This window comes from Kribbella capetownensis, from assembly GCF_004331485.1.
GTDB lineage: Bacteria > Actinomycetota > Actinomycetes > Propionibacteriales > Kribbellaceae > Kribbella > Kribbella capetownensis.
Genome location: NZ_SJKD01000002.1, coordinates 458,233 through 480,003 on the forward strand (window position 1 = coordinate 458,233; position 21,771 = coordinate 480,003).

General features: G+C 68.5%; 18 protein-coding genes. 12 read left to right on the forward strand and 6 right to left on the reverse strand.

What is annotated here, in order from left to right; genetic code table 11:
- Positions 1-20: 20 nt before the first annotated feature.
- Entirely contained in the window at positions 21-2,039 is a 2,019-nt protein-coding gene (locus tag E0H75_RS12500) for an MDR family MFS transporter (protein WP_131513661.1), read from the reverse strand.
- Between the two features lie 83 nt (positions 2,040-2,122).
- On the opposite strand from E0H75_RS12500, the gene hemW reads away from it, so the two are divergent.
- The 4 genes from hemW to E0H75_RS12520 all read left to right on the forward strand — a co-directional run bounded on the left by hemW (position 2,123) and on the right by E0H75_RS12520 (position 8,637).
- Entirely contained in the window at positions 2,123-3,328 is a 1,206-nt protein-coding gene (gene hemW, locus E0H75_RS12505; RefSeq protein WP_131513662.1) for a radical SAM family heme chaperone HemW, read from the forward strand.
- A 207-nt stretch (positions 3,329-3,535) separates the two neighbouring features.
- Entirely contained in the window at positions 3,536-4,864 is a 1,329-nt protein-coding gene (locus tag E0H75_RS12510; RefSeq protein WP_131513663.1) for an extracellular solute-binding protein, read from the forward strand.
- 80 nt (positions 4,865-4,944) lie between these two features.
- Positions 4,945-5,952 (forward strand): LacI family DNA-binding transcriptional regulator, encoded by a 1,008-nt coding sequence (locus E0H75_RS12515; protein ID WP_131513664.1) that lies wholly within the window; start codon positions 4,945-4,947, stop codon positions 5,950-5,952.
- 102 nt (positions 5,953-6,054) lie between these two features.
- Positions 6,055-8,637 carry a DUF3376 domain-containing protein gene (locus tag E0H75_RS12520; protein ID WP_131513665.1) on the forward strand — a complete coding sequence of 861 codons (2,583 nt, stop codon included), beginning with the start codon at positions 6,055-6,057 and terminating at the stop codon, positions 8,635-8,637.
- Here the strand turns inward: E0H75_RS12520 and E0H75_RS12525 are convergent.
- From E0H75_RS12525 to E0H75_RS12535, 3 genes are all read right to left on the reverse strand, one after another.
- Entirely contained in the window at positions 8,612-9,436 is an 825-nt protein-coding gene (locus tag E0H75_RS12525; protein ID WP_131513666.1) for a DUF3097 domain-containing protein, read from the reverse strand. The genes E0H75_RS12520 and E0H75_RS12525 overlap by 26 nt on opposite strands.
- Before the next feature lie 198 nt (positions 9,437-9,634).
- A complete protein-coding gene (locus tag E0H75_RS12530) occupies positions 9,635-11,176 on the reverse strand; it encodes an NCS1 family nucleobase:cation symporter-1 (RefSeq protein WP_131513667.1) in 1,542 nt (513 codons plus the stop codon).
- A gap of 116 nt (positions 11,177-11,292) precedes the next feature.
- On the reverse strand, positions 11,293-12,063 hold the full coding sequence (locus E0H75_RS12535; RefSeq protein ID WP_131513668.1) for an MBL fold metallo-hydrolase: 771 nt from the start codon (positions 12,061-12,063) through the stop codon (positions 11,293-11,295).
- A gap of 154 nt (positions 12,064-12,217) precedes the next feature.
- Here E0H75_RS12535 and E0H75_RS12540 point away from each other — a divergent pair, with 154 nt between their 5' ends.
- The 5 genes from E0H75_RS12540 to E0H75_RS12560 all read left to right on the forward strand — a co-directional run bounded on the left by E0H75_RS12540 (position 12,218) and on the right by E0H75_RS12560 (position 17,066).
- Positions 12,218-12,859 carry a ThuA domain-containing protein gene (locus tag E0H75_RS12540; protein ID WP_238162981.1) on the forward strand — a complete coding sequence of 214 codons (642 nt, stop codon included), beginning with the start codon at positions 12,218-12,220 and terminating at the stop codon, positions 12,857-12,859.
- Positions 12,844-13,959 (forward strand): Gfo/Idh/MocA family protein, encoded by a 1,116-nt coding sequence (locus E0H75_RS12545; RefSeq protein WP_131513669.1) that lies wholly within the window; start codon positions 12,844-12,846, stop codon positions 13,957-13,959. The genes E0H75_RS12540 and E0H75_RS12545 overlap by 16 nt, the downstream gene beginning before the upstream one ends.
- A 121-nt stretch (positions 13,960-14,080) precedes the next feature.
- Entirely contained in the window at positions 14,081-15,103 is a 1,023-nt protein-coding gene (hrcA, locus tag E0H75_RS12550; RefSeq protein ID WP_131350056.1) for a heat-inducible transcriptional repressor HrcA, read from the forward strand.
- Positions 15,104-15,132: 29 nt separating this feature from the next.
- Entirely contained in the window at positions 15,133-16,275 is a 1,143-nt protein-coding gene (dnaJ, locus tag E0H75_RS12555) for a molecular chaperone DnaJ (RefSeq protein ID WP_131513670.1), read from the forward strand.
- Positions 16,276-16,349: 74 nt separating this feature from the next.
- The gene (locus E0H75_RS12560; RefSeq protein WP_131513671.1) at positions 16,350-17,066 is read left to right on the forward strand and encodes a 16S rRNA (uracil(1498)-N(3))-methyltransferase; all 717 of its coding nucleotides are present in this window, start codon (positions 16,350-16,352) and stop codon (positions 17,064-17,066) included.
- Here the strand turns inward: E0H75_RS12560 and E0H75_RS12565 are convergent.
- A complete protein-coding gene (locus tag E0H75_RS12565) occupies positions 17,063-18,205 on the reverse strand; it encodes a Gmad2 immunoglobulin-like domain-containing protein (RefSeq protein ID WP_131513672.1) in 1,143 nt (380 codons plus the stop codon). The two genes, E0H75_RS12560 and E0H75_RS12565, sit on opposite strands and share 4 nt — an antisense overlap.
- Positions 18,202-18,711, reverse strand: coding sequence for a SigE family RNA polymerase sigma factor (locus E0H75_RS12570; RefSeq protein WP_238162982.1), 510 nt, complete (start codon positions 18,709-18,711; stop codon positions 18,202-18,204). Before E0H75_RS12570 ends, E0H75_RS12565 begins: the two co-directional genes overlap by 4 nt.
- Before the next feature lie 324 nt (positions 18,712-19,035).
- On the opposite strand from E0H75_RS12570, the gene E0H75_RS12575 reads away from it, so the two are divergent.
- From E0H75_RS12575 to E0H75_RS12585, 3 genes are read left to right on the forward strand one after another with little or no spacing between them, the layout of a single operon-like run.
- A complete protein-coding gene (locus E0H75_RS12575) occupies positions 19,036-19,962 on the forward strand; it encodes a PhoH family protein (RefSeq protein WP_238163019.1) in 927 nt (308 codons plus the stop codon).
- Positions 19,959-20,444, forward strand: coding sequence for an rRNA maturation RNase YbeY (gene ybeY, locus E0H75_RS12580; RefSeq protein WP_131513673.1), 486 nt, complete (start codon positions 19,959-19,961; stop codon positions 20,442-20,444). Before E0H75_RS12575 ends, ybeY begins: the two co-directional genes overlap by 4 nt.
- A gap of 7 nt (positions 20,445-20,451) precedes the next feature.
- Positions 20,452-21,756, forward strand: a complete 1,305-nt coding sequence (locus tag E0H75_RS12585) for a hemolysin family protein (RefSeq protein WP_131513674.1) — start codon at positions 20,452-20,454, stop codon at positions 21,754-21,756.
- Positions 21,757-21,771 lie beyond the last annotated feature (15 nt).

Genomic DNA, 21,771 nt, shown 5'->3' on the forward strand with positions numbered 1-21,771 from the left:
ATCATCCCAGCACATCTTCTTTAGGTGGTTGCAGTTGTCAGGGCGGCGGCGTGTTTGCCGGTGGTCAGGGATTGGCCTTGGTCGATCATCAGGGCGGCGAGGCGGTCTACGGCGTCGGAGAAGGCTTCGGTGTTGTCGGGGTCCCAGTCGGCGAGGCGGTCGAGGATCCAGACCCGGAAAGCGCCGACGAAGCGCTGGAACATCTCCAGGCCGAGGGTGGTGAAGCGGTAGTGGCCGAGGGTCTCGGAGAGGTAGCCGTCGGCAACTAGTTGGGTGGCGAGGGGTTCGAAGACGCCAGGTGGGACACGGAGGTCGCCGGTGATCTCCGCGAGAGTGGCGGAGCCGGATTCGGCCCCGCCGCGGAAGACGCGCATGATCATCCAGGCCTGGGCGACGCTCAGCGGGATGCCCGACTGGGCGAGCACCTCGGGCGCAGGGCTACGACGGTGGTGCTGGATGACGAGCGCCGTCAGCTTCTGAAGTTCGTGCTCGGAGTCGAAGGAAGCAGGAGCAGCGAAGTTCTCGCCGACGTCCCGGACGGCCATCCGAGCACTGTCGCGCAGCGGAACCTCCTTCAGCAACAGCGCAACCACGAACCCGAGCGCCGCGACCGGCACAGCCCACAGAAACACGACGTGCAAGGAGTCCGCGTACGCCGCAGTGACCACGGAACGCACGTCGTCCGGCAGCGACCGCACACCGTCGACCGTAGTGACGACCTGCGGATCAGCACCGGTGGCGCGAACCGCCTGCTCCAAATGCACAGGCAACTGATGCGCATAGATCGACCCGAAGACAGCGACCCCGAACGAGCTTCCCATCGTCCGCAGGAAGCTCACCCCCGACGTCGCGACTCCGAGATCCGCATAGTCGACGGTGCTCTGCACGACGACAGTCGGCACCGGCATGCACAGTCCGATCCCCACCCCGAGCACGACCATGAACGCGGCCGTCTCGACGTACGGCGTCTCGTTGTCGAGCAGCGACAGCAGGTAGAGCCCAGCGCCGATCAGCACAGTGCCGATGATCGGGAACAGCCGATACCGTCCGGTCTTGCTGATGATCTGGCCGACCCCCACCGACGCGACCAGCAGACCGCCGACGAGCGGCAGCATCTGCAGCCCGGACTCGGTCGCGGAGGCGCCGTGCACGAACTGCAGGTACGTCGGCAGATACGTGACCCCACCGAGCATCGCGAACCCGATGATGAAGCTCATCACCGCGCACACCGTGAACACCCGGGACCGGAACAACCGCAACGGCAGCATCGGTTCGGCCGCTCGTCGTTCGACCACGACGAACAGCCCCAGCGCGACCACCGAGCCGACGGCCATCGCGATGATGACGGTCGAGGTCCAGGCGTACTCGTTGCCGCCCCAGGTGGTCACCAGCGTGAGCCCGGTCGCGGCCAGGCCGATGAACAGGATCCCGAGGTAGTCGATCTTCGGACTGACCGCGGCCTTGACCGACGGCAGCGAGATGGACGCGACGATGAGTACGACGATGCCGAGCGGGATGTTCACGTAGAACGCCCACCGCCAGCTGAGGTGGTCGACGAACAGCCCGCCGAGGAGCGGGCCGGCGACGGTGGAGACGCCGAAGACCGAGCCCATCACGCCCTGGTACTTGCCGCGCTCGCTGAGCGGTACGACGTCCGCGATCACCGCCATCGCGGTCACCATCAGGCCGCCGGCGCCGAGGCCCTGGATCGCGCGGGAGCCGACCAGCCACAGCATCGAGTCGGCCATTCCGCACAGCGCCGACCCGGCCAGGAACAGCACGACGCTGATCAGGAACATCGGCTTGCGGCCGTACAGGTCGCCGAACTTGCCGACCAGCGCGGTCATGATCGTCTCGGCGAGCAGGTACGACGTCACCACCCAGGACAGGTGGTTCGCGCCGCCCAGGTCGCTGACGATGGTCGGCAGCGCGGTCGCCACGATCGTCTGGTCGAGGGCGGCGAGCAACATTCCGAGCATGATCGCGACCACGACCGCGTTCCGCGTGCCACGCCCCACCGGCTGAGCCTCGGTGTCCATGATTCGAATGTAACCAAGCGAGCACTTTCTGCCAGCACAACTCCGCGGCGATCCCGTCAAAATCGAGTCCGTACGATGGATGGGTGCCGTCGACATCGCCCGAGGGGGAGGTTGCGCCCCGGGACGGGGCGCTGCCGGAAGCCGCAGTTCGCGAGGCCGCCACGCGGCCGTTCGGCTTCTACCTGCATGTCCCGTACTGCGCGTCCCGCTGCGGGTACTGCGACTTCAACACGTACACCGCGAAGGAGCTCGGCGGCGGCGCGTCCCAGGCGTCGTACGCCGACACCGCGATCGGCGAGGTGCGGATGGCGCGGCGAGTTCTCCACAACCTGGAGCAACCCGTCGACACGGTGTTCTTCGGTGGAGGTACGCCGACCCTCCTGCCGGCCAAGGACCTCGGCAAGATGCTCGCCGCCGTCCGCGACGAATTCGGGCTGGCGCCGAACGCCGAGGTGACGACGGAGGCCAATCCGGAGTCGGTGGATCCGGCGTACCTCGAGGGTCTGCTCGAGGCCGGGTTCACGCGGGTGAGCTTCGGCATGCAGAGTGCCTCGTCGCACGTGCTGAAGGTTCTGGACCGGCAGCACACGCCCGGCCGTGCGCTCGACGCGGTCAAGGAAGCGACCGCGGCCGGATTCGAGCACGTGAACCTGGACCTGATCTACGGCACGCCCGGCGAGTCGCTCGACGACTGGCGGGCGTCGCTCGAGTCGGCGCTCTCGGCCCAGCCCGACCATGTGAGCGCCTACGCGCTGATCGTCGAGGACGGGACCCAACTGGCCCGCCGGGTCCGGCGCGGCGAACTGCCGATGCCGGACGACGACGACCTCGCCGACAAATACGTGCTCGCCGACGAGATGCTGTCCGCCCAAGGCCTGACCTGGTACGAGGTCTCGAACTGGGCTCGCACCGAGGATGCCCGCTGCCGGCACAACGAGCTCTACTGGCGCGGCGACACCTGGTGGGGGATCGGCCCCGGCGCCCACAGCCACGCCGGCGGCGTCCGCTGGTGGAACGTCAAGCACCCCAGCGCGTACGCCGACCGCCTCGAGGCCGGCGACAGTCCGGCGTACGCCCGCGAAACGCTCGACGCCGAAACCCGCCGGATCGAACGCGTCCTGCTCGAGATCCGCCTGTCCGCCGGTCTCCCGCTCGACGTACTGGACGACGAAGGCCGAGCCGCGGCGGAGCGGATGGCCGACCTGGTGACGCGGGAAGGGGACCGTCTGGTCCTCACGCTCAAGGGTCGCCTGCTCGCCGACGCGGTCGTCCGGGACCTGCTGCCGTAGCCACCTGATATCACTCCCTGTGGTCAGCGCTCGGTGATCGACGGGGTTCGCTGCGTGACGACACGCGGCAGTATGTACTGACCTGGTCGGTCTCGTTTCGCAGCGTGACGACGAAGTGCTTGACATATCCGGTCGCGACGCTCGAAACTCAGCACACTTTCGCGATCCGAGAGCGCTCTCAACTCCGTCCAGTCCAGGGAGCTTTTGATGCGGCCCAGAAACGGTGCCGGCCTCCGCCCCATCGCACTGCTGTGTGCTTGTTCGTTCGTCCTGCTCGCCACCGCTTGCGGTGGATCCGGGGGATCGGATGCCTCGGGCAACAATGCCGACGACGGCCCGAAGATCGAACTGACCATCGCCACGTTCAACGAGTTCGGTTACGAGGACCTGTACCGCGAGTACGAGGCCCAGCACCCGAACATCAAGATCGTCGAGCGCCGCGCGCCCACCGTCGACGCGCACATCAAGAACCTGGACACCAACCTGGCCAACGGGTCCGGCCTGGCCGACATCGAGGCGATGGAGGTCAGCTGGATCTACAACTACCTGGCCAAGGCGGACGAGTTCGTCGACCTGCGCGACTACGGCGCCAGCGACCTGAAGGACCGCTGGCTGGACTGGAAGGTCGCCGGCGCGACCACAGCGGACGGCAAGATCATCGGCTACGGCACCGACATCGGGCCGGAGGCGATCTGCTACCGCCGCGACCTGTTCGCGAAGGCCGGGCTGCCGACCGACCGGGCCCAGGTCGCCAAGTTGTTCACCGACTGGTCGTCGTACTTCGCCACCGGCCGCAAGTTCAAGCAGAGGGTGCCCGGCTCGGCCTGGTACGACTCCGCCGTACTGACCTGGGAGGCGATGCGCAACCAGCTGATCCAGGCCTACTACTCCAACCAGGACCGCTTCCTCGGCGCGGAGAACCCGCTGCTGAAGAAGACCTGGGACCAGGTCGTGAAGGGCACCGCCGACGGTTTGTCCGCCGGGCTGCCGGCCTGGAGCGACGAGTGGAACAAGGCGTTCCGCAAGGACGAGTTCGCGACGATGGCCTGCCCGGGCTGGCTGCTCGGCGTCATCCAGAGCAACGCGGGCAGCTACGGCAAGGGCAAGTGGGACGTCGCCGATGTGTTCCCCGGCGGTGGCGGCAACTGGGGCGGTTCGTACCTGACCGTGCCGAAGCAGTCGCCGCAGCCGGTCGAAGCGGCCCGGCTGGCCGCGTGGCTGACCGCGCCCGAGCAGCAGATCAAGGTGTTCAAGAAGGTCGGCTCGTTCCCGTCGACCGTCGACGCGTACAACGATCCGCAGGTCAAGTCGCAGGTGAACCCGTACTTCAACAACGCGCCGGTCGGGCAGATCTTCGTCAACCGCGCGCAGAACGTGATCCTCAAGCAGCACAAGGGACCACGCGACGGTGAGATCAACCAGGTGTTCAGTGCGGAACTGGCCAAGGTCGACGAAGGCAAGCTGTCTGCGGACGCGGCCTGGAAGCAGGCGCTCGACCTCGCCGACAAGGCTGCGAACACCCGCAAGAGTGGCTGACACCCCGGCCGTCGGCGCCGCGCGAACGCCCGGCCGAAGTACTACGGTGTGAGGGCACATCAACCGACGCGGGAGGACCGATGGACCACCCTGGTTCTCCCACGCTCGAGCAGGTGGCGGCACTCGCCGGCGTCTCTCGGGCGACCGTCTCGCGAGTGGTGAACGGCTCGCCGAAGGTCCTGCCGGAGACGGTGGCCGCGGTCGAGCGGGCGATCGGCGAACTCGGCTACGTGCCGAACCGCGCCGCCCGCGCCCTGGTGACACGCAAGACCGACTCGGTAGCGATCGTCGTACCGGAGCCGGATAGCCGCGTCTTCTCCGACCCGTTCTTCGCCGGCATCCTGCGCGGTGTCAGCCGGACGCTCGCTCCGACGTCGTCGCAACTGGTGCTGCTGATCGAGCCGGCCGAGGCCGATGACCAGCGCCTGCTGCGCTACCTGCGTGGCGGCCACGTCGACGGCGCGATCATCGTCAGCCACCACGGTCGCGACAACGTGCTGCAAGAGCTGGCGCAGTTGCCGCTGCCGATCGTGTTCAGTGCCCGGCCGATCGGTGTCGACGTACCGGTGGCGAGTGTGGACGTGGACAACGTCGCGGGTGCGCGGACCGCAGTCGAGCATCTGTTGTCGATCGGTCGCCGCAAGCTCGGGACGATCACCGGTCCGCTCGACATGACGGCCGGCCTGGATCGGCTGACCGGGTACCAGGACGTGATGAAGAAAGCGAAGCTGCCCGAGGCCATCGCGTTCGGGGACTTCACCGCCGACGGTGGTGAGCAGGCGGCCATACGGCTGCTCGACGACCACGCTGACCTGGACGGTCTGTTCGTCGCATCCGACCTGATGGCGACCGCTGCGTTGCGGGTGTTGTCGCAGCGCGGCCGGCGGGTGCCCGACGACGTCGCGGTGGTCGGGTTCGACGACTCGGTGCTGGCGACCACGACCACACCGAGGCTGACCACAGTGCGACAGCCGGTGGAGAAGCTGGGTGCCCGGCTGGCCGAGATCCTGCTCGCCAAGATCGGCGGTACGAAGCTCACCAGCCCGGAGATCTACGACACCGAACTGATCGTTCGCGACTCCGCCTGAGCTGAGCCGCGCCAAGAGTAGTGTCACCCCTTTGTTCACTCTCCGCTGCGACGATTGTCGTATCGCGTCACGCCCGTGAGGTCCCGAAGGGAAAGGGAACCGATGACCGACCACGAGATCCGGATCGCGCTGGTCCTGAACGGCGGGGTCAGCCTGGCCGTCTGGATGGGTGGGGTGACCCACGAGCTGGATCTGATCCGGCGTGCGTCCGGTTCCAGCAGTGCGCCCGGTCCGCAGTCGTACGACGAGGTCCTGGCCGAGCGCTGGCGTGAGCTGTGCCGGCGGGGTGACGAGAACCGGCGCGTGGTCGTCGACGTGATCGCGGGGACGAGCGCCGGCGGGCTGAACGGTTCGTTGCTCGCGACAGCGATCTCGAACGGCTCGACCCTCGATCCCGACGGCGAGCACGGACCCTGGCTGCGGCAGAAGTGGGTCGCGCTCGGGTCGCTCGAGGTCGGCAAGCTGGTGCCGTCGGCCGGCCAGAAGTCCACCTCGGTGCTGGACGGCAAGTACTTCCTGCAGGAGCTCGACAGTCTGCTCAAGGGTGTCGTCGACGCGGGCGAGACGGCGGCCGAGGAGCCGGTCACGTTGTTCGTCACCGCGTCCGGGCTCGGCGTCCAGCAGTTCGAGGCGAAGGACGCCGCCGGCCAGCGCTTCGTCGTACCCGACCATCGGTACCTGTTCGCCTTCACGAGTGAGAACGCGGCGACGTACGACGGATCGAAGCGGGCCTTCTCGGTCGCGGACAAGAACGGGCTGAACGACACCAAACTGCTCGCACGTGCGGCCCGTGCGTCCGCCTCGTTCCCGGCCGCGTTCGGCCCGGTGCTCGAGACCCCGAATCTGGCCGACTCGCCGCCGCGCGTGCAGCCTGCGAACGCGGAGTCGGGTGCCTGGCTGGTCGATGGCGGCGTGCTGGACAACGCACCCTTCGGTCCGGTGCTCGACGTGGTGGCCCGGCGACCGGTCGCTGGTCGAGCGAGCCGCTACGTGTTGTACGTCGTACCGTCGGCCGGGATCGGGAGTGCGTCGACGGCGTTGCCGGAGGCGAAGGAACCGAGCTGGCGGGTGGCGGCGCTGTCGGCCGTACAGTTCCCGCGCGAGGTCGACTTCCGGTCCGATGTGGAGCAGCTCGAGCGGCTGCTGCTGGAGGCGGACGCGTCCTGGTCCGACACCCAACGGCTCTTCGATCGTTGTATGAAGCAACCAGTCGAGCGGGACCGGCTGCAGGCGGCGGCGCAGGCGTTGCAACCGACGTACTCGCGAGGTCGCGCCGCCGGTGGTGTCTGGGAGGCGGTGACGATCGCGAGCCACGACCAGTCGACCGTCCTCGACGCGGCGACCGCGCTGTCCGAGCAGGAGGTCGACGAGATCCTCGGGACCGACCACCCGTGGGTGCCCGATCCGGACGGCTCGACGGCTCCGCTGCGGAACGATGCCGAGGGCAACCCCAGCTGGCTGTGGGGGACCGGTGCGGCGGAACGGGTCGTACGGCTGATCCTGCGTTCGCTGCGCAACCAGATCAGCGAGGCGCCGAAGGAGCAACGGGCCGAGCTCGAGCGCCGGTTGATGGCGGCCAGCGATGCTCTGCTGAAAACACAGGCTGTGCGCGACGCACTCACCGAGCAGTTGACCGCCGCCGACCTCGACCTGAGCCCCGCGGGTGGCGCCGAGGCCGTCGCGGTCGGGCTGAACGACATCTTCACCGACCTGCAGGTCCAGCGGGCGCTCGGCGACACGTTCGCCGAGTTGATCGCGGCCGTCGGGCGGGACCTCGTCGAGACCGCGCTCGAGGTGGAGATCGTGTCGCGGTGTACGTCGGCGCGGACGCCGCAGCAGCGTAGTGCGCCGTTCCAGTTCCTCCGGCTCGGGCCGGACATCCCCTTGCCGCTGCTGGACGACCAGCCGGAAGGCTCGATCGCCAACAATCTCAAGGACCGCATCCTCTACGGGTCGCAGGTCGGGCACTTCGGCGCGTTCGGTGCGGCGGACTGGCGGCGGTGGGACTGGCTGATGGGCCGGCTGCACTGCGTCGCGCACCTGGGCGCGATGCTCGGCGCCGACGAGGACTGGATCCGGGAGACGCAACGGCAGGTCCTGAAGGCGGAGGACTGGAAGGTCGAAGCGGTCGCGGAACGCGTCCAGCGGCTGGCCCAGGACTTCCCGATGGGCGCCGGTCTCGGTGCGCTCACCACGATGCGCAACGAACTGAACCAGTCCGACGAGGGCCGGGCGACGACGAAGGGTCTCGCGGACCGGATGGTCGACGTGTCCAGTGGACTCGGGCCGCAGGTCGGGAACTGGGTCAAGGCGATGGCTGGTCGCAAGGACAAGCCCGGTTCGTGGTTGTTGCAGTGCGCGCGCTGGTTCACCGAACCGGCCCGGCAATCGGTGTGGACCCGTTTGGTCCGTGGCGCCAAGGTGACGCCGGCCAAGCGCCCGTTGGTCTTCGAGCAGTGGTTGCCGGTGGCGGGCATCGTGCTCGGTGTGGCGTTGCTGGTCGTCGCCGTGCTCGTCGAGCGGAGCGCCGTACGGATCATCGCGGCCGTGCTCGCCGGAGTGGTGCTGGCCGCGACCGCCGTACTCGGTGCCGTCACGTGGTACGTGCGGCGTACGCGGCGGCGGATCCAGGCCTGGGTCGAACGGCGGATTCCGGAGATCAGTCCAGCGTCACGAAATCGATGAGTTCCTCGACTCGGCCGAGCAGCGCCGGGTCGAGATCGGCGAAGTTGGTCACCTTCGACAGGATGTGTTTCCAGGCCGCGGCGACGTCGGCCTGGTCGGTGGCCGGCCAGCCGAACGACTGCAGCACGCCCTTCTTCCAGTCCTGACCGTGCGGGATCCGTGGCCAGGCCTTGATCCCGACCGACGACGGCTTGACCGCCTCCCAGATGTCGATGAACGGATGCCCGACCACCAGCACGTTCCGGTTGGTCACCTGGGCAGCGATCTTCGACTCCTTCGACCCCTCGACCAGGTGGTCCACCAGGACGCCGAGCCGACGGCCCGGACCGGGCTGGAACCGGTTGACGATGCCGGGCAGGTCGTCGACACCTTCGAGGTACTCGACCACGACGCCCTCGATCCGCAGGTCGTCGCCCCACACCTTCTCGACCAGTTCGGCGTCGTGCCGGCCCTCGACGTAGATCCGGCTCGCCCGGGCCACCTTCGCCCGGACGTTGTCGACCGCAACGGAACCGGACGCGGTCCGCGTCTTCTTCGCCGGCCCGGCCTTCTTCGGCGGCTTCAGGCTGACGGGCTTGCCGTCCAGCCAGAATCCGGGCCCGAGCGGGTACGTCCGGACCTTCCCGAACCGGTCCTCGAGATCGACCACGCCGTGCTCCCAGCGCACGATCGCACCGACGAACCCGGAGGTCGGCTCCTCGACGACCATGCCCTTCTCGATCTCGACCTCGACGGTCCGCCCGTTCTTGGGCTTGCGCCAGTCCCCACTCAGTACGTCGTTCCCATACCTGTCAGCCACCGCCCAACCGTATGCGCCCCCACCTCTCTTCCCCCTCAACCACACGCCCTCCCCCGGCACACAGCACCTCGATCGAACCCCCACCCTCCGATGGGTTGACCCATCAGACGGTGGGTTGGCCAGCGGTATTCGCGGTAGCCAACCCACCACCGGGTGGGTCAACCCATCAGAGGGGGAGATGGGGTGGGGTTGGTGGGGTCAGAACGTGGGGGCGGCTTGGGTTGTGGTGGGTTGGCGGGACGGGGAAGCGACTGTGAAGAGGAGATAGGTGAGGAAGCCGGCGACCAGGCCGACTGCCCACGAGTAGTCGTAGAGCGGCTTGAGGAACGGGATCAGGCCGTCCTCCGGGAACGGGCCGGCGCCAGGGTTCGAGTACGCGCCGCCGACGGCCAGGACCGAACCGATGACGGTGGCGACGACGGCGCGCCAGTTCCAGCCGGCGGAGTACCAGTAGCGACGGCCCGGCAGATAGAGGTCGGCGAGGTGCAGGCTGGTGCGGTCGATCAGCCAGTACCCGGCGATCAGTACGCCGGCGACCGAGGCGAGCAGGCCGCCGTAGAAGGACAGCCAGACGAAGATGTAGATCGACGGGTCGGAGATCAGCCGCCACGGCTGGATCACGATGCCGATCACACCGGTGACCAGGCCGGCGGTTCGGAAGTTCAGCCAGCGTGGGACCGCGTTGGCGAAGTCGTACGACGGGCTGACCACGTTGGCCGCCACGTTGCACGACATCGTCGCCAGGATCGCCATCACCAGACCGATCGTGACGACCACCGGGTTCTCGAACCGGCGGGTCAACTCGACCGGGTCCCAGATCGCCTCGCCGTACACCAGGACGGTGCCCGACGTGGTGATGATCGAGACCAGCGCGATGAACGACATCGTCGTCGGCAGGCCGATGATCTGCCCGACCACCTGCTGACGCTGACCTTTCCCGAACCGGGTGAAGTCCGGCATGTTCAGGCTGAGCGTCGCCCAGAACGCGATCATCCCCATCAACGACGGCGCGAAGATCTTCCAGAAGTCGGCATCCCAGCCCAGCTTCGACGGCTGCGACAGGATCGGGCCGAACCCGCCGGCCTTGACCAGGATCGCCACCATCAGCGCCAGGAACGCGACCGTGACGAGCGGTGCGGCCCAGTTCTCGAACCGGCGCAGTCCTTCGATGCCGCGCCAGATCAGCACCATCTGGAGCACCCAGAAGAACGCGAAGCTGAGCCACATCGTCCACGGGTGCCCGCTGACCGCCGACGCCTCGGTCCAGCTGTTGCCGAACAACTCACCGACGATCACGAAGATCGCCTGGCCGCCGATCCAGGTCTGGATGCCGAACCAGCCGCAGGCGATGAACGCGCGCAGCAAGGCCGGGAAGTTCGCGCCCCGGACGCCGTAGAAGGCGCGCGCGAAGACCGGGAACGGGATGCCGTACTTCGTCCCGGCGTGACTGTTCAGCAGCAGCGGAACCAGCACGATCAGGTTCCCGAGCGTGATTGTGATGAACGCCTGCAGCCAGTTCATCCCGAGCGCGACCAGACCCGCGGCCAGTAGGTAGCTGGGGATGTTGTGCGCCATCCCCATCCACAGCGCCGCGTAGTTGTACGTCGTCCAGTGCCGCTCGGGCAATCGCGTTGGCGCAAGCTCCGCGTTGGCGTACGGACTGTCCGCGAGTACGGCGGGATCGGCCAGTTCGACTCGGCCGTCGGGATGAGTGGTCTGCTCGATCGCAAGACTTGCCATGGTTGCCACCCCATCCGGTCGTGGTTCGCACCGCACTTCGCAACAAAGTGCGGCAAACCTGACCCGGTGTCAACGGACAACTACAACTTGACCGCCGACCCGTGCGCTTTCGGGGATCAGCCGGGGCCGAGCAGCGGCAGCGTCGGGCGGCGCGGGGTGCCCAGAGCCTCGTAGCCGCGCTTGATCGCGTCCTGGAGTTTCTCCAGCGGCCACGGCCAGTCGTCGGTGTGCGCGAGCGCCTGCTCCAGCGAGGTGCCGCCATGGTGGAGACCGGAGATGGTGTTGGCGACGGTGCCCAGGTCGCCGGCCTGGTCGCGGACGAACTCGGCGTCGACGACCGCGCCGTGACCCGGGACGACCTTCGACGTACCGGACAGCAGCCCGATCACCCGGTCGATCGTGTCCGGCCACTCCAGCGGGAACGAGTCCTCGCCGTACGACGGTGGCGCCGATTCCTCGATCAGATCGCCGACGAAGTACACGTCCACATCCGGTACGACGACCACCACGTCGCCGTCGGTGTGCGCATTTCCGAGATGCAGCAACTCGACTCTGCGGTCGCCGAGATCGATCACCTTCGCCACCGCGAAAGTCTGAGCCGTCAGGTTGGCGGCCGTCGCGGCGTTCTCGTGGGCGATGACCTCGGCCTGATCGAAGACGCTGTTCCCGACGACATGGTCGAAGTGCGCGTGGGTGTTGACGACCCAGCGCACCGTCTGGTCAGTCAGTTCGCGGATGTGCTCGCGTAGTTCCTCGGCCTGCTCGGTGGTGGCCCTGGTGTCGATCAGCACCACACCTTGTTCTCCGGCGACTACACCGACGTTGAGGTCCCATTCGTCGTACCGGCGGACCCAGCAGCGATCCCCGACCTCGGCCCACGTACTCATGCCAACGACCCTACTTGCTCGGCACCTCACGCCGAGCAAGCCCTATCCAGGGGGCGGATCAAGACTTGAAGGCCGGTCGGGCGGGGCCTAGGGTCACGGTGGCGGTTCGCAACGGTTCCGAACTCGGCAGCGAAACTTTCGAAGGGCGGTCGGCGTGACGACACGACGTGCACTGGTGGTCCGGGGTGGCTGGGAAGGGCACTCGCCGGTCGAGGCGACCGAGCTGTTCATCCCGTTCCTGGAAGAGAACGGTTACGAGGTGACCGTCTCGGACAGCACCGAGAGCTACCTCGACCTGGACGGCACCGACCTGGTGCTGCAGTGCGTCACGATGAGCGAGATCGACGCCGACCACTTCAAAGGCCTGGAGGCCGCGATCCGCCGCGGCACCGGGTTCGCCGGCTGGCACGGCGGCATCGTCGACTCGTTCCGCGCCAACGCCGACTACAGCTTCATCACCGGCGGGCAGTTCATCTCGCACCCGCACGGCTTCACCGACTACCGCGTCGACGTGGTCGCCGATCACCCGATCGTCGAGGGCATCACCCACTTCGACGTCCACACCGAGCAGTACTACGTGCACTACGACCCGACCAACACCGTGCTCGCCACCACGACGTTCAGCTCGCACCCGGACTACCCGTGGATCGAGGGCGCCGTGATGCCGGCCGTCTGGACCCGGACGTGGGGCGCGGGCAAGGTCTTCGTCTGCACCGTCGGCCACAAGCTGGACGATCTCGAAGTACCCGAGGTGCGGACCATCGTCGAGCGGGGGCTGCTGTGGGCGAGCAAGTGACGGGCACCGTGACAGGCATCGGCATCGTCGGTACGGGCGTCATCTCGGGCACGTACCTCGACCACCTGGCCAAGCTGCCCGGCGTCGACGTGGTCGCGGTCGCCGACCTGGACGTCAGCCGCGCGCAGGCGATCGCCGACAGCAACCCGGGCATCCGGGCGCTGACTCCGGCCGAGCTGTACGCCGCGGACGACGTCGAGATCGTGCTGAACCTGACCATCCCTGCCGCCCACGCGCCGGTGCACCAGGCTGCGCTCGAAGCCGGCAAGCACGTGTACGGCGAGAAGCCGCTGGCCGTGGACCGGGCCGAGGCGGAGCCGCTGCTCAAGTACGCCGCCGCCAACAACCTCCGCGTCGGCTGCGCACCGGACACTGTGCTCGGCACTGGCACCCAGACTGCCCGGGCTGTCATCGACCGCGGCGACATCGGCGTACCGACGGCTGCCACGGCGTCCTTCGTCACGCCCGGACACGAGCTGTGGCACCCGGCGCCGGAGTTCTACTACCAGCCCGGCGGCGGTCCCGTCCTCGACATGGGTCCGTACTACGTCACCAGCCTGGTCACCCTGCTCGGTCCGGTACGGCGCGTCACCGCGCGGGCCGGTCAGTCGAAGCAGGAGCGGAAGATCCACACCGGTCCACGCGCCGGCGAGACGTTCCCGGTCCAGGTCCCGACGCACGTGACCGGCGTACTGGAGCACGAGTCGGGTGCGTTGACCACGGTGCTGATGTCGTTCGACGTCTGGGCCGCGCGGTTGCCGCGGATCGAGGTGCACGGGACCGAGGGCAGCCTGTCCGTTCCGGACCCGAACGGGTTCGACGGCAAGGTCGAGATCGCGACCGCGGCCAACCGCGACTGGACCGAGGTCCCGGTCGCCGGCGGGTATGCCGGGGCTGGCCGCGGCGTCGGGGTCGCGGACATGGCTCGCGCGGTCCGCACCGGCCGGCCGCACCGGGCCGACGGTGCACTGGCCTACCACGTCCTCGACGTACTCGAGTCCCTGCTCGAAGCGGCAGCCCAGGACCAGCCAGTGGATGTCGCGAGCACGGTCACCCGGCCCTCCGCCGTACCGTTGGGAGCGTCCCCCGAGCTCGCCTGAGACCCGTCCCACGCCGTCACGCGTCGGTGCGAGCTACTACGGCTCGGTAGACTGGCACTCGGTTCAGCTGAGTGCCAAGGGGTCACTGAGTCGTACGGTCGAGGCGAGGGAGGTGGTGCGCGTGCTGGACGATCGCAAGCTGGATGTTCTCCGCGCCATCGTCGAGGACTACGTGGCGACCCATGAGCCGGTCGGCTCGAAGACGCTGGTGGACCGGCACAACCTGGGAGTGTCGCCGGCCACCGTGCGTAACGACATGGCTGCGCTGGAGGAGGAGGGGTACATCACCCAGCCGCACACCAGCGCCGGCCGGATCCCGACCGACGCGGGCTACCGGCTGTTCGTGGACAAGCTGAGCACGGTCAAGACGCTGTCGCCGGCGGAGAAGAAGGCGATCACCTCGTTCCTGGCCGGCGCGGTCGACCTGGACGACGTCGTACGCCGTACTGTCCGGCTGCTGGCCCAGATCACCCGCCAGGTCGCGATCGTGCAGTACCCGTCGCTGAACCGCTCGAGCGTCCGGCACATCGAGGTCGTCACGATGACCCCGCGCCGGCTGCTGCTGGTGCTGATCACCAGCACCGGTCGGGTCGAGCAGCGGATCGTCGAGCAGACGAACGACGTCGACGAGCAACTGATCGCCGACCTGCGCTCGCGGCTGAACACCGCGCTCGCCGGGCAGCGACTCACCGAGGCGACCACGTCCCTGGCCGCGGTCACCGACCTGTTCGCGCCGGCTGACCGGCCACTGGTCGCGGCGATCGTGACGACGCTGCTGGAGACGTTCACCGACGAGGTCGGCGAGCAGCGGATCGCGGTCGGCGGCGCCGCCAACCTGACCCGGTACGGCGACGACTTCGAGCGGAACGTGAAGCCGGTGCTGGAGGCGCTGGAGGAGCACGTCATCCTGCTCAAACTGCTCGGCGAGGCCACCAACCCGCAGACCCTGACGGTCCGCATCGGGCACGAGAACCCGTTCGAGGAACTGGCCACCACCTCGGTGGTCGCGACCGGCTACGGGTCCAAGTCGGAGGCGCTGGCCACGCTCGGCATCGTCGGCCCGACCCACATGGACTATCCGAGCACGATGGGCGCCGTGAGGGCCGTCGCGCGCTACGTCAGCCAGATCCTGGCGGACTCATAAATGACTAACACCAACCCCTGGCTTGGAGTATGAGCACCGATTACTACGCCGTCCTGGGCGTCAGCCGTGACGCCTCGCCGGACGAGATCAAGAAGGCGTACCGCAAGCTGGCACGCCAGTACCACCCGGACGTGAACGACTCCGAGGACGCGCACCACAAGTTCCAGGAGATCGGCCGCGCCTTCCAGGTGCTGAGCGACCCGCAGAAGCGGCAGATGCACGATCTCGGCGGCGACCCGTTCGCGACCGCGGGCGCCGGCCCGGGTGGCGCGGGCTTCGGCCAGGCCTTCACGTTCACCGACATCATGGACGCCTTCTTCGGCCAGACCGGCGGGGCCACCCGCGGGCCGCGGCCGCGGACCCGGCGCGGCCAGGACGCGCTGATCCCGCTGCGGATCGACCTGGCCGAGGCAGCGTTCGGCACCACCCGGGAGCTGAAGGTCGACACCGCCGTACTGTGCCCGACCTGTTCGGGGTCCGGGGCGGCGGCCGGCTCCGAGCCGGTCACCTGCGAGATCTGCCACGGTCGCGGCGAGGTGACCCACACGCAGCGGTCGTTCCTCGGCGAGGTCCGCACCATGCGGCCGTGCCCGAACTGCCGCGGCTTCGGTACGACGATCCCGAACCCGTGCGTCGAGTGCTCCGGCGACGGCCGGGTCCGGTCCCGCCGGACCGTCACGGTCAAGATCCCCGGCGGCGTCGACAGCGGCACCCGGGTGCAGCTGTCCGGCCAGGGCGAGGTCGGCCCCGGCGGCGGCCCGGCCGGCGACCTGTACGTCGAGATCGAGGTCGAGCCGCACGACATCTTCAGCCGCAACGGTGACGACCTGCACTGCACGGTCACGCTGCCGATGACGGCGGCCGCGCTCGGCACCACGATCGACCTGCCCACGCTGGAGGGCGAGACCACGCCGCTGGAGATCCGGCCCGGCACACAGTCCGGGACGGCGATGACGCTGACGGCTCGTGGTGTGCCGCGGCTGCGGCACGCGGGTCGCGGCGACCTGATCGTCCAGGTCATCGTCGAGACACCGACCAGGCTGGACGACTCCCAGGTCGACCTGCTCCGGCAGTTGGCCGAGGCTCGTGGCGAGGAGCGGCCGCAGGGTCAGGTCCAAGCCGCCCACAAGGGTGTCTTCGGCCGTCTCCGCGACGCCTTCGGCGCCCACTAGATGCGCAGCAGCCACCCGCCGGCGGCGCTGAGCAACCTCACGTGCCGGGCACCTGCTGAGGGAGGGGAGTCGCGGTGAGCGTGGCGGTGTTCTTCTCCGAGGATCTGGGCGGGGACGAGCTGACCTTGGGTGGTGCTGAGGGACGGCATGCCGCAGTTGTTCGGCGGATCGGGCCGGGCGAGCGGATTCGGCTGACCGACGGGCGGGGGGTCTGGGCTGAGGGGGCGGTGACGACTGCATCCAAGGCCGGCGTGACAGTTGCCGTGGACAACCGTGGTGTGGTCGCGGCTGCCTCGCCCCGGCTGGTGGTGGTGCAGGCGTTGCCGAAGGGCGAGCGGGCCGAGCTCGCCGTCGAGATGCTGACCGAGGTCGGGGCGGATGTGATCGTCCCGTGGAACGCTGAGCGGAGTCAGTTCCGCAGCAACCCCGAGCGGGCCGCGAAGACGTACGCGAAGTGGCAAGCCTGGGCGTTCGAGGCGAGCAAACAGTCCCGCCGTTCCTGGTTCGCCACCGTCGAGCCGATCGCCAGTACGCCGGATGTCGCGCGACTACTGTCGGCCGCGGCACTGCCCGTCGTACTGCACGAGGAAGCCAAGACGCCGATCGCCTCACTCGAGCTCCCGACCGAGGGCGACATCGTCATCGTCATCGGCCCCGAAGGTGGCATCGCCCCGGCCGAGCTCGCGACCTTCACCGCCGAGCCCATCCGCCTCGGCGACACCGTCCTCCGTACCTCGACGGCCGGCGTAGCCGCAGCCGCCGCACTCCTGTCCCGCTCCCGCTGGAGCTAGCGCACCTCGATGGTCTTCGAGTCGACGTCGGTGGTGGAGCCGTCGGCGGGCGAGATCAGGAACGCCTCGATCTGCCAGGGGCCGGGCGTGAGCTTGAGGTTGAAGGCGAAGGGCGTGAACTTCTGGCCCTCCTTGGTGTTCGTGTAGCCCTTCCGCACCTCGCGGGTCTTCAGGTTCATGGCCTGGTAGTTCACCGTCGCCTCGTACGCCGCGGCCGTGCCCTCGACGGTGACCATCGACTTGGTCAACTGACCCTGCGCCGGTGAGGTGATCCAGACCAGCGCCTGGACGTTGGCTGCCTGGGCGCGGCTGAGCGGCGTACTGGTGTCGACCTGGCCGAACAACCGCGCACCGGCCTCGCCGTTCTGGGTGATCTGGACCTGCTGGCTGCTGTCGTCGAGGGCGCCTTGCACCGTGTAGATCAGCTGCTGGGCGGCCACGTCGGCGGTCTCCGGGTTGAGCTTCGTGGTCGGGAGCCGCTTGAAGTCGACGGTGACCGTGCCGCTGGACCTGGTGACGGTGTTGATCTCGGCGCCGCGCCACAGCGAGTAGTAGTCGGGGTCGCCGGACTGCTTTGACGTCATGATCCGGACCGCCTCGACGGCGGGCCGACCGCTCACCTTCGCCCAGGTGCGGTAGAGCCGGACCTTCGGCGTGGCCTTGGTCGTTGCACCTGGAGCGGGAGTGACCGCGGCCTTGTCGCCGAGCCAGTAGACGGGGACGAGGGTCCCCCTCCCCATCGGCTCCGGCGTACCGCGGCGATCCTTCGGCACCGTGGTCGCCTGCGCTGTCGGCGGTTCTGTCAGCGGCGCCTGGCTCGGTGAAGTGCCGGCCTGTGGGGCGGTCGACGACGGCAGTGCGGAAGCGCTGGACGTCGTACTGGGGCCCGCTGCGACGCCGCTGTCTCCGGCGGTGTTCGTGTTGTTGTCGAGGACAGTGAAGGCGCCGATCACGGCGGCGGTGCCGACCACGGCGGCGCCGGCGGTCAGCACCCACGGACGCCGGGATGTCGTACGGCGCTGGGCCCGGGCGCGGGCCTGGATCTCGGGCAGCGAGTCGGTCGGCTCGACCCGGTCGGCCTCCTCGTGCATGGCCCGCCGCATCAGCTCGTCGAACGAGTCGTTCGGATTTTCGTTCATACGTTCTGCTCCAGGAGCTGGCGCAGCGACTTGGTCGCCCGCGCGGCGTGGCTCTTCACCGATCCCCGGCTGATGCCCATCGTGTCGGCGATCTCCGCTTCCGAGAGGTCACCGTAGTACCGCAGCACCATCACGGTGCGTTGCTTCTCCGGCAGGGTGCGCATCGCTTCGATCACCCGGTCGGTCTCGGCCGTCCGCAGCGCGGCCTGTTCGGCGCTCGGCGCGTCCGGCAGCGAGCGGGGCGTGTGTTTGTCGACGACCACCAGGTGGCGCTGGCGGGAGCGGCAGCGGTTCACCACCGCGGTGCGCAGGTACGCGAGGGCCTTGTGGGGGTCGCGCAGCCGGTGCCAGCGGCCGTGCATGGCGACGAACGCGTCCTGGACGATCTCCTCCGCCGTACCGGTGTCGCGCAGCAGCAGGGCGCCGAGCCGGACCAGCGACGTGTAGTGCGCCGTGTAGACAGCCGTCAACGCCTCGTCGGCATCCCACGAGGACTCATGTGTCACGCACTCTTCGTACACCACGGCTGGTTGCGCCACGACACGATGACGCGGAGACCCCCTTCCAGGTTGACAACACCCCCGGGTTGACAACAGCCAGGCCTCGTTTCGGGGTGTTGAGGCGAATTACAAGTGAGGCTGTCGGGGGAGACGGCTAGCATGGGTAAGTCAGTCATCATCGGCATCAGGAGGAACAGGCTGTCCAGGCCACGCAGTATCGAACCGGAGGCGCGCGCGAACGGCCGCGGACGCGATGAGCTGTCCCAGTCCAACGGAGCCGCCACCAGCGCGCAGGCGTCGCACAAGATCGTCGTGCCGAACAGCATCGACATGGTGGCCCTGCTCGGAGCCCGGGACGAGTTCCTCCGCATCGTCGAGAAGGAGTTCGCCGCCGACATCATGGTCCGCGGCAACGAGATCACGCTGAACGGCGAGCCGGCCGAGCTGGCCCTGGCCGAGCGGCTGATCGACGAGCTGATCGCGGTCGTGCGCACCGGGCACGGGCTGACCGCCGACTCGGTCGAGCGCAGCATCGCGATGATCAAGTCCGCCACGGCCGAGAGCCCGGCCGATGTGCTGACCCAGAACATCCTGTCCAGCCGCGGCCGCACCATCCGGCCGAAGACGCTGAACCAGAAGCGGTACGTCGACGCCATCGACAAGAACACCATCGTGTTCGGCATCGGCCCGGCCGGTACCGGCAAGACGTACCTGGCGGTGGCCAAGGCGGTCCAGGCGCTGCAGGCCAAGGAGGTCAACCGGATCATCCTGACCCGGCCGGCCGTCGAGGCCGGTGAGCGGCTCGGCTTCCTGCCCGGCACGCTGTCGGAGAAGATCGACCCGTATCTGCGGCCGCTGTACGACGCCCTGCACGACATGCTCGACCCGGAGTCGATCCCGCGGCTGATGACGGCCGGCACGATCGAGATCGCGCCGCTGGCCTACATGCGCGGCCGGACCCTGAACGACGCTTTCATCATCCTGGACGAGGCGCAGAACACCTCGCCCGAGCAGATGAAGATGTTCCTCACCCGGCTCGGTTTCGGCTCGAAGATGGTCGTCACCGGCGACGTCACCCAGGTCGACCTGCCGACCGGCACGAACTCCGGTCTGCGCGTCGTCCAGGAGATCCTCGAAGGCGTCCAGGACCTGACCTTCTGCCGGCTCACCTCCCACGACGTGGTCCGGCACAAGCTGGTCGGCCGGATCGTCTCCGCCTACGAGAACTACGAAGGCAATGGCGAGCCGCGCAGATGAACGTCGAGGTCAACAACGAGTCCGGGGTCGAGATCGACGCGAACGGACTGATGCGGCTCAGCCGGTTCGTGATGTCGTCGCTGCGGCTGCACCCGGAGTGTGAGCTGTCGATCAAGCTGGTCGACGAGGACACGATGGCGCGGTATCACGTCGAGTTCCTGGACCTGCCCGGTCCGACCGACGTGATGTCGTGGCCGATGGACGAGCTGCGGCCGGGTTCCGCCGACAACGGCGACGACTCGGATCTTCCGCTCGGTCATCTCGGTGACATCGCGCTGTGCCCGACCGTGGCGGCCGCCCAGGGCGCGAAGGCCGGGCACGGCACGTGGGCCGAGCTGGAGCTGCTGACCGTGCACGGCATCCTGCATCTGCTCGGCTACGACCACGCCGAGCCGGCCGAGAAGGCGGAGATGTGGGACGTGCAGGGCCGCCTGCTGGAAGCCTGGCGAGCGCCGGCGAACCAGCTGGCCGGACAGGAGTGACGTTCCGGTGAGCTCACAGGACCTCGTCCTGCTGGTCGTGGCCGCGGTGCTCGTGCTGCTCGCCGGATTGTTCGCTGGTGCGGAAGCGGCGCTGTCGTCGTACTCGAAGGTCCGGGCCAACGAGCAGGTCGAGCGGGGCAACCTGCGCGCGGTCCGGCTGCGGGACCTGCTGTCCGACGCCCCGCGGTACCTGAACTCGCTGCTGCTGCTCCGGCTGAGCTGCGAGATCACCGCGATCGTGCTGGTCACCCAGGCGCTGTCGAACGTCTTCGACGTCACCTGGGAGCACGTCCTGATCACCGCGGTGGTGATGGTGCTGGTCTCGTACGTCATCATCGGCGTCGCCCCGCGGACACTGGGCCGGCAGCACTCGGACCGGTTCGCGATCATCTCCGCCGGTCCGGTGATGGCGCTGACCCGGGTGCTCGGCCCGCTGCCGAAGGTGCTGATCCTGCTCGGCAACGCGCTCACCCCGGGCAAGGGGTTCGCCGAGGGCCCGTTCGCGACCGAGGCGGAGCTGCGCGCTCTGGTCGACTACGCCGAGAAGTCCGCGGTGATCGAGTCCGGCGAGCGGCAGATGATCCACTCGGTGTTCGAGCTCGGCGACACCATCGTCCGCGAGGTGATGGTGCCGCGCACCGACATGGTCTACATCGAGCGGCACAAGAAGCTGCGCCAGCTCACCTCGCTGGCGCTGCGCTCCGGCTACTCGCGGATCCCGGTGATCGGTGAGTCGCTGGACGACATCCTCGGCGTCGTCTACCTCAAGGACGTGATGCGCCGCGTCTACGACAACGCGCAGGCCGAGTCGACCGAGCGGGTCGAGTCGGTGATGCGGCCGTGCATGTACGTGCCGGACTCCAAGCCGGTCGACGAGTTGCTGCGCGAGATGCAGGCGGCCCGGATGCACGTCGCGATCGTCGTCGACGAGTACGGCGGTACGGCGGGCCTGGTCACGATCGAGGACATCCTCGAGGAGATCGTCGGCGAGATCACCGACGAGTACGACGAGGACCCGGACTCGGTGCAGGAGCTGTCCGACGGCGCGTACCGGGTCTCCAGCCGGCTCCCGATCGACGAGCTCGGCGAGCTGTTCGGCGTACCGCTGGACGACGACGACGTCGACACGGTCGGCGGCCTGATGGCCAAGCTGCTCGGCAAGGTGCCGATCCCCGGCGCCGAGGTGGAGATCGAGGGATTGTCGCTGACGGCGGAGCGGCCGTCGGGGCGCCGCAACCAGGTCGGTACTGTGCTGGTGCGACGGGTCGAGACCGCGACCCGGCCGCAGGACCAGAACCACCAGCCCGCCTGATCCCGGATCGCCCCC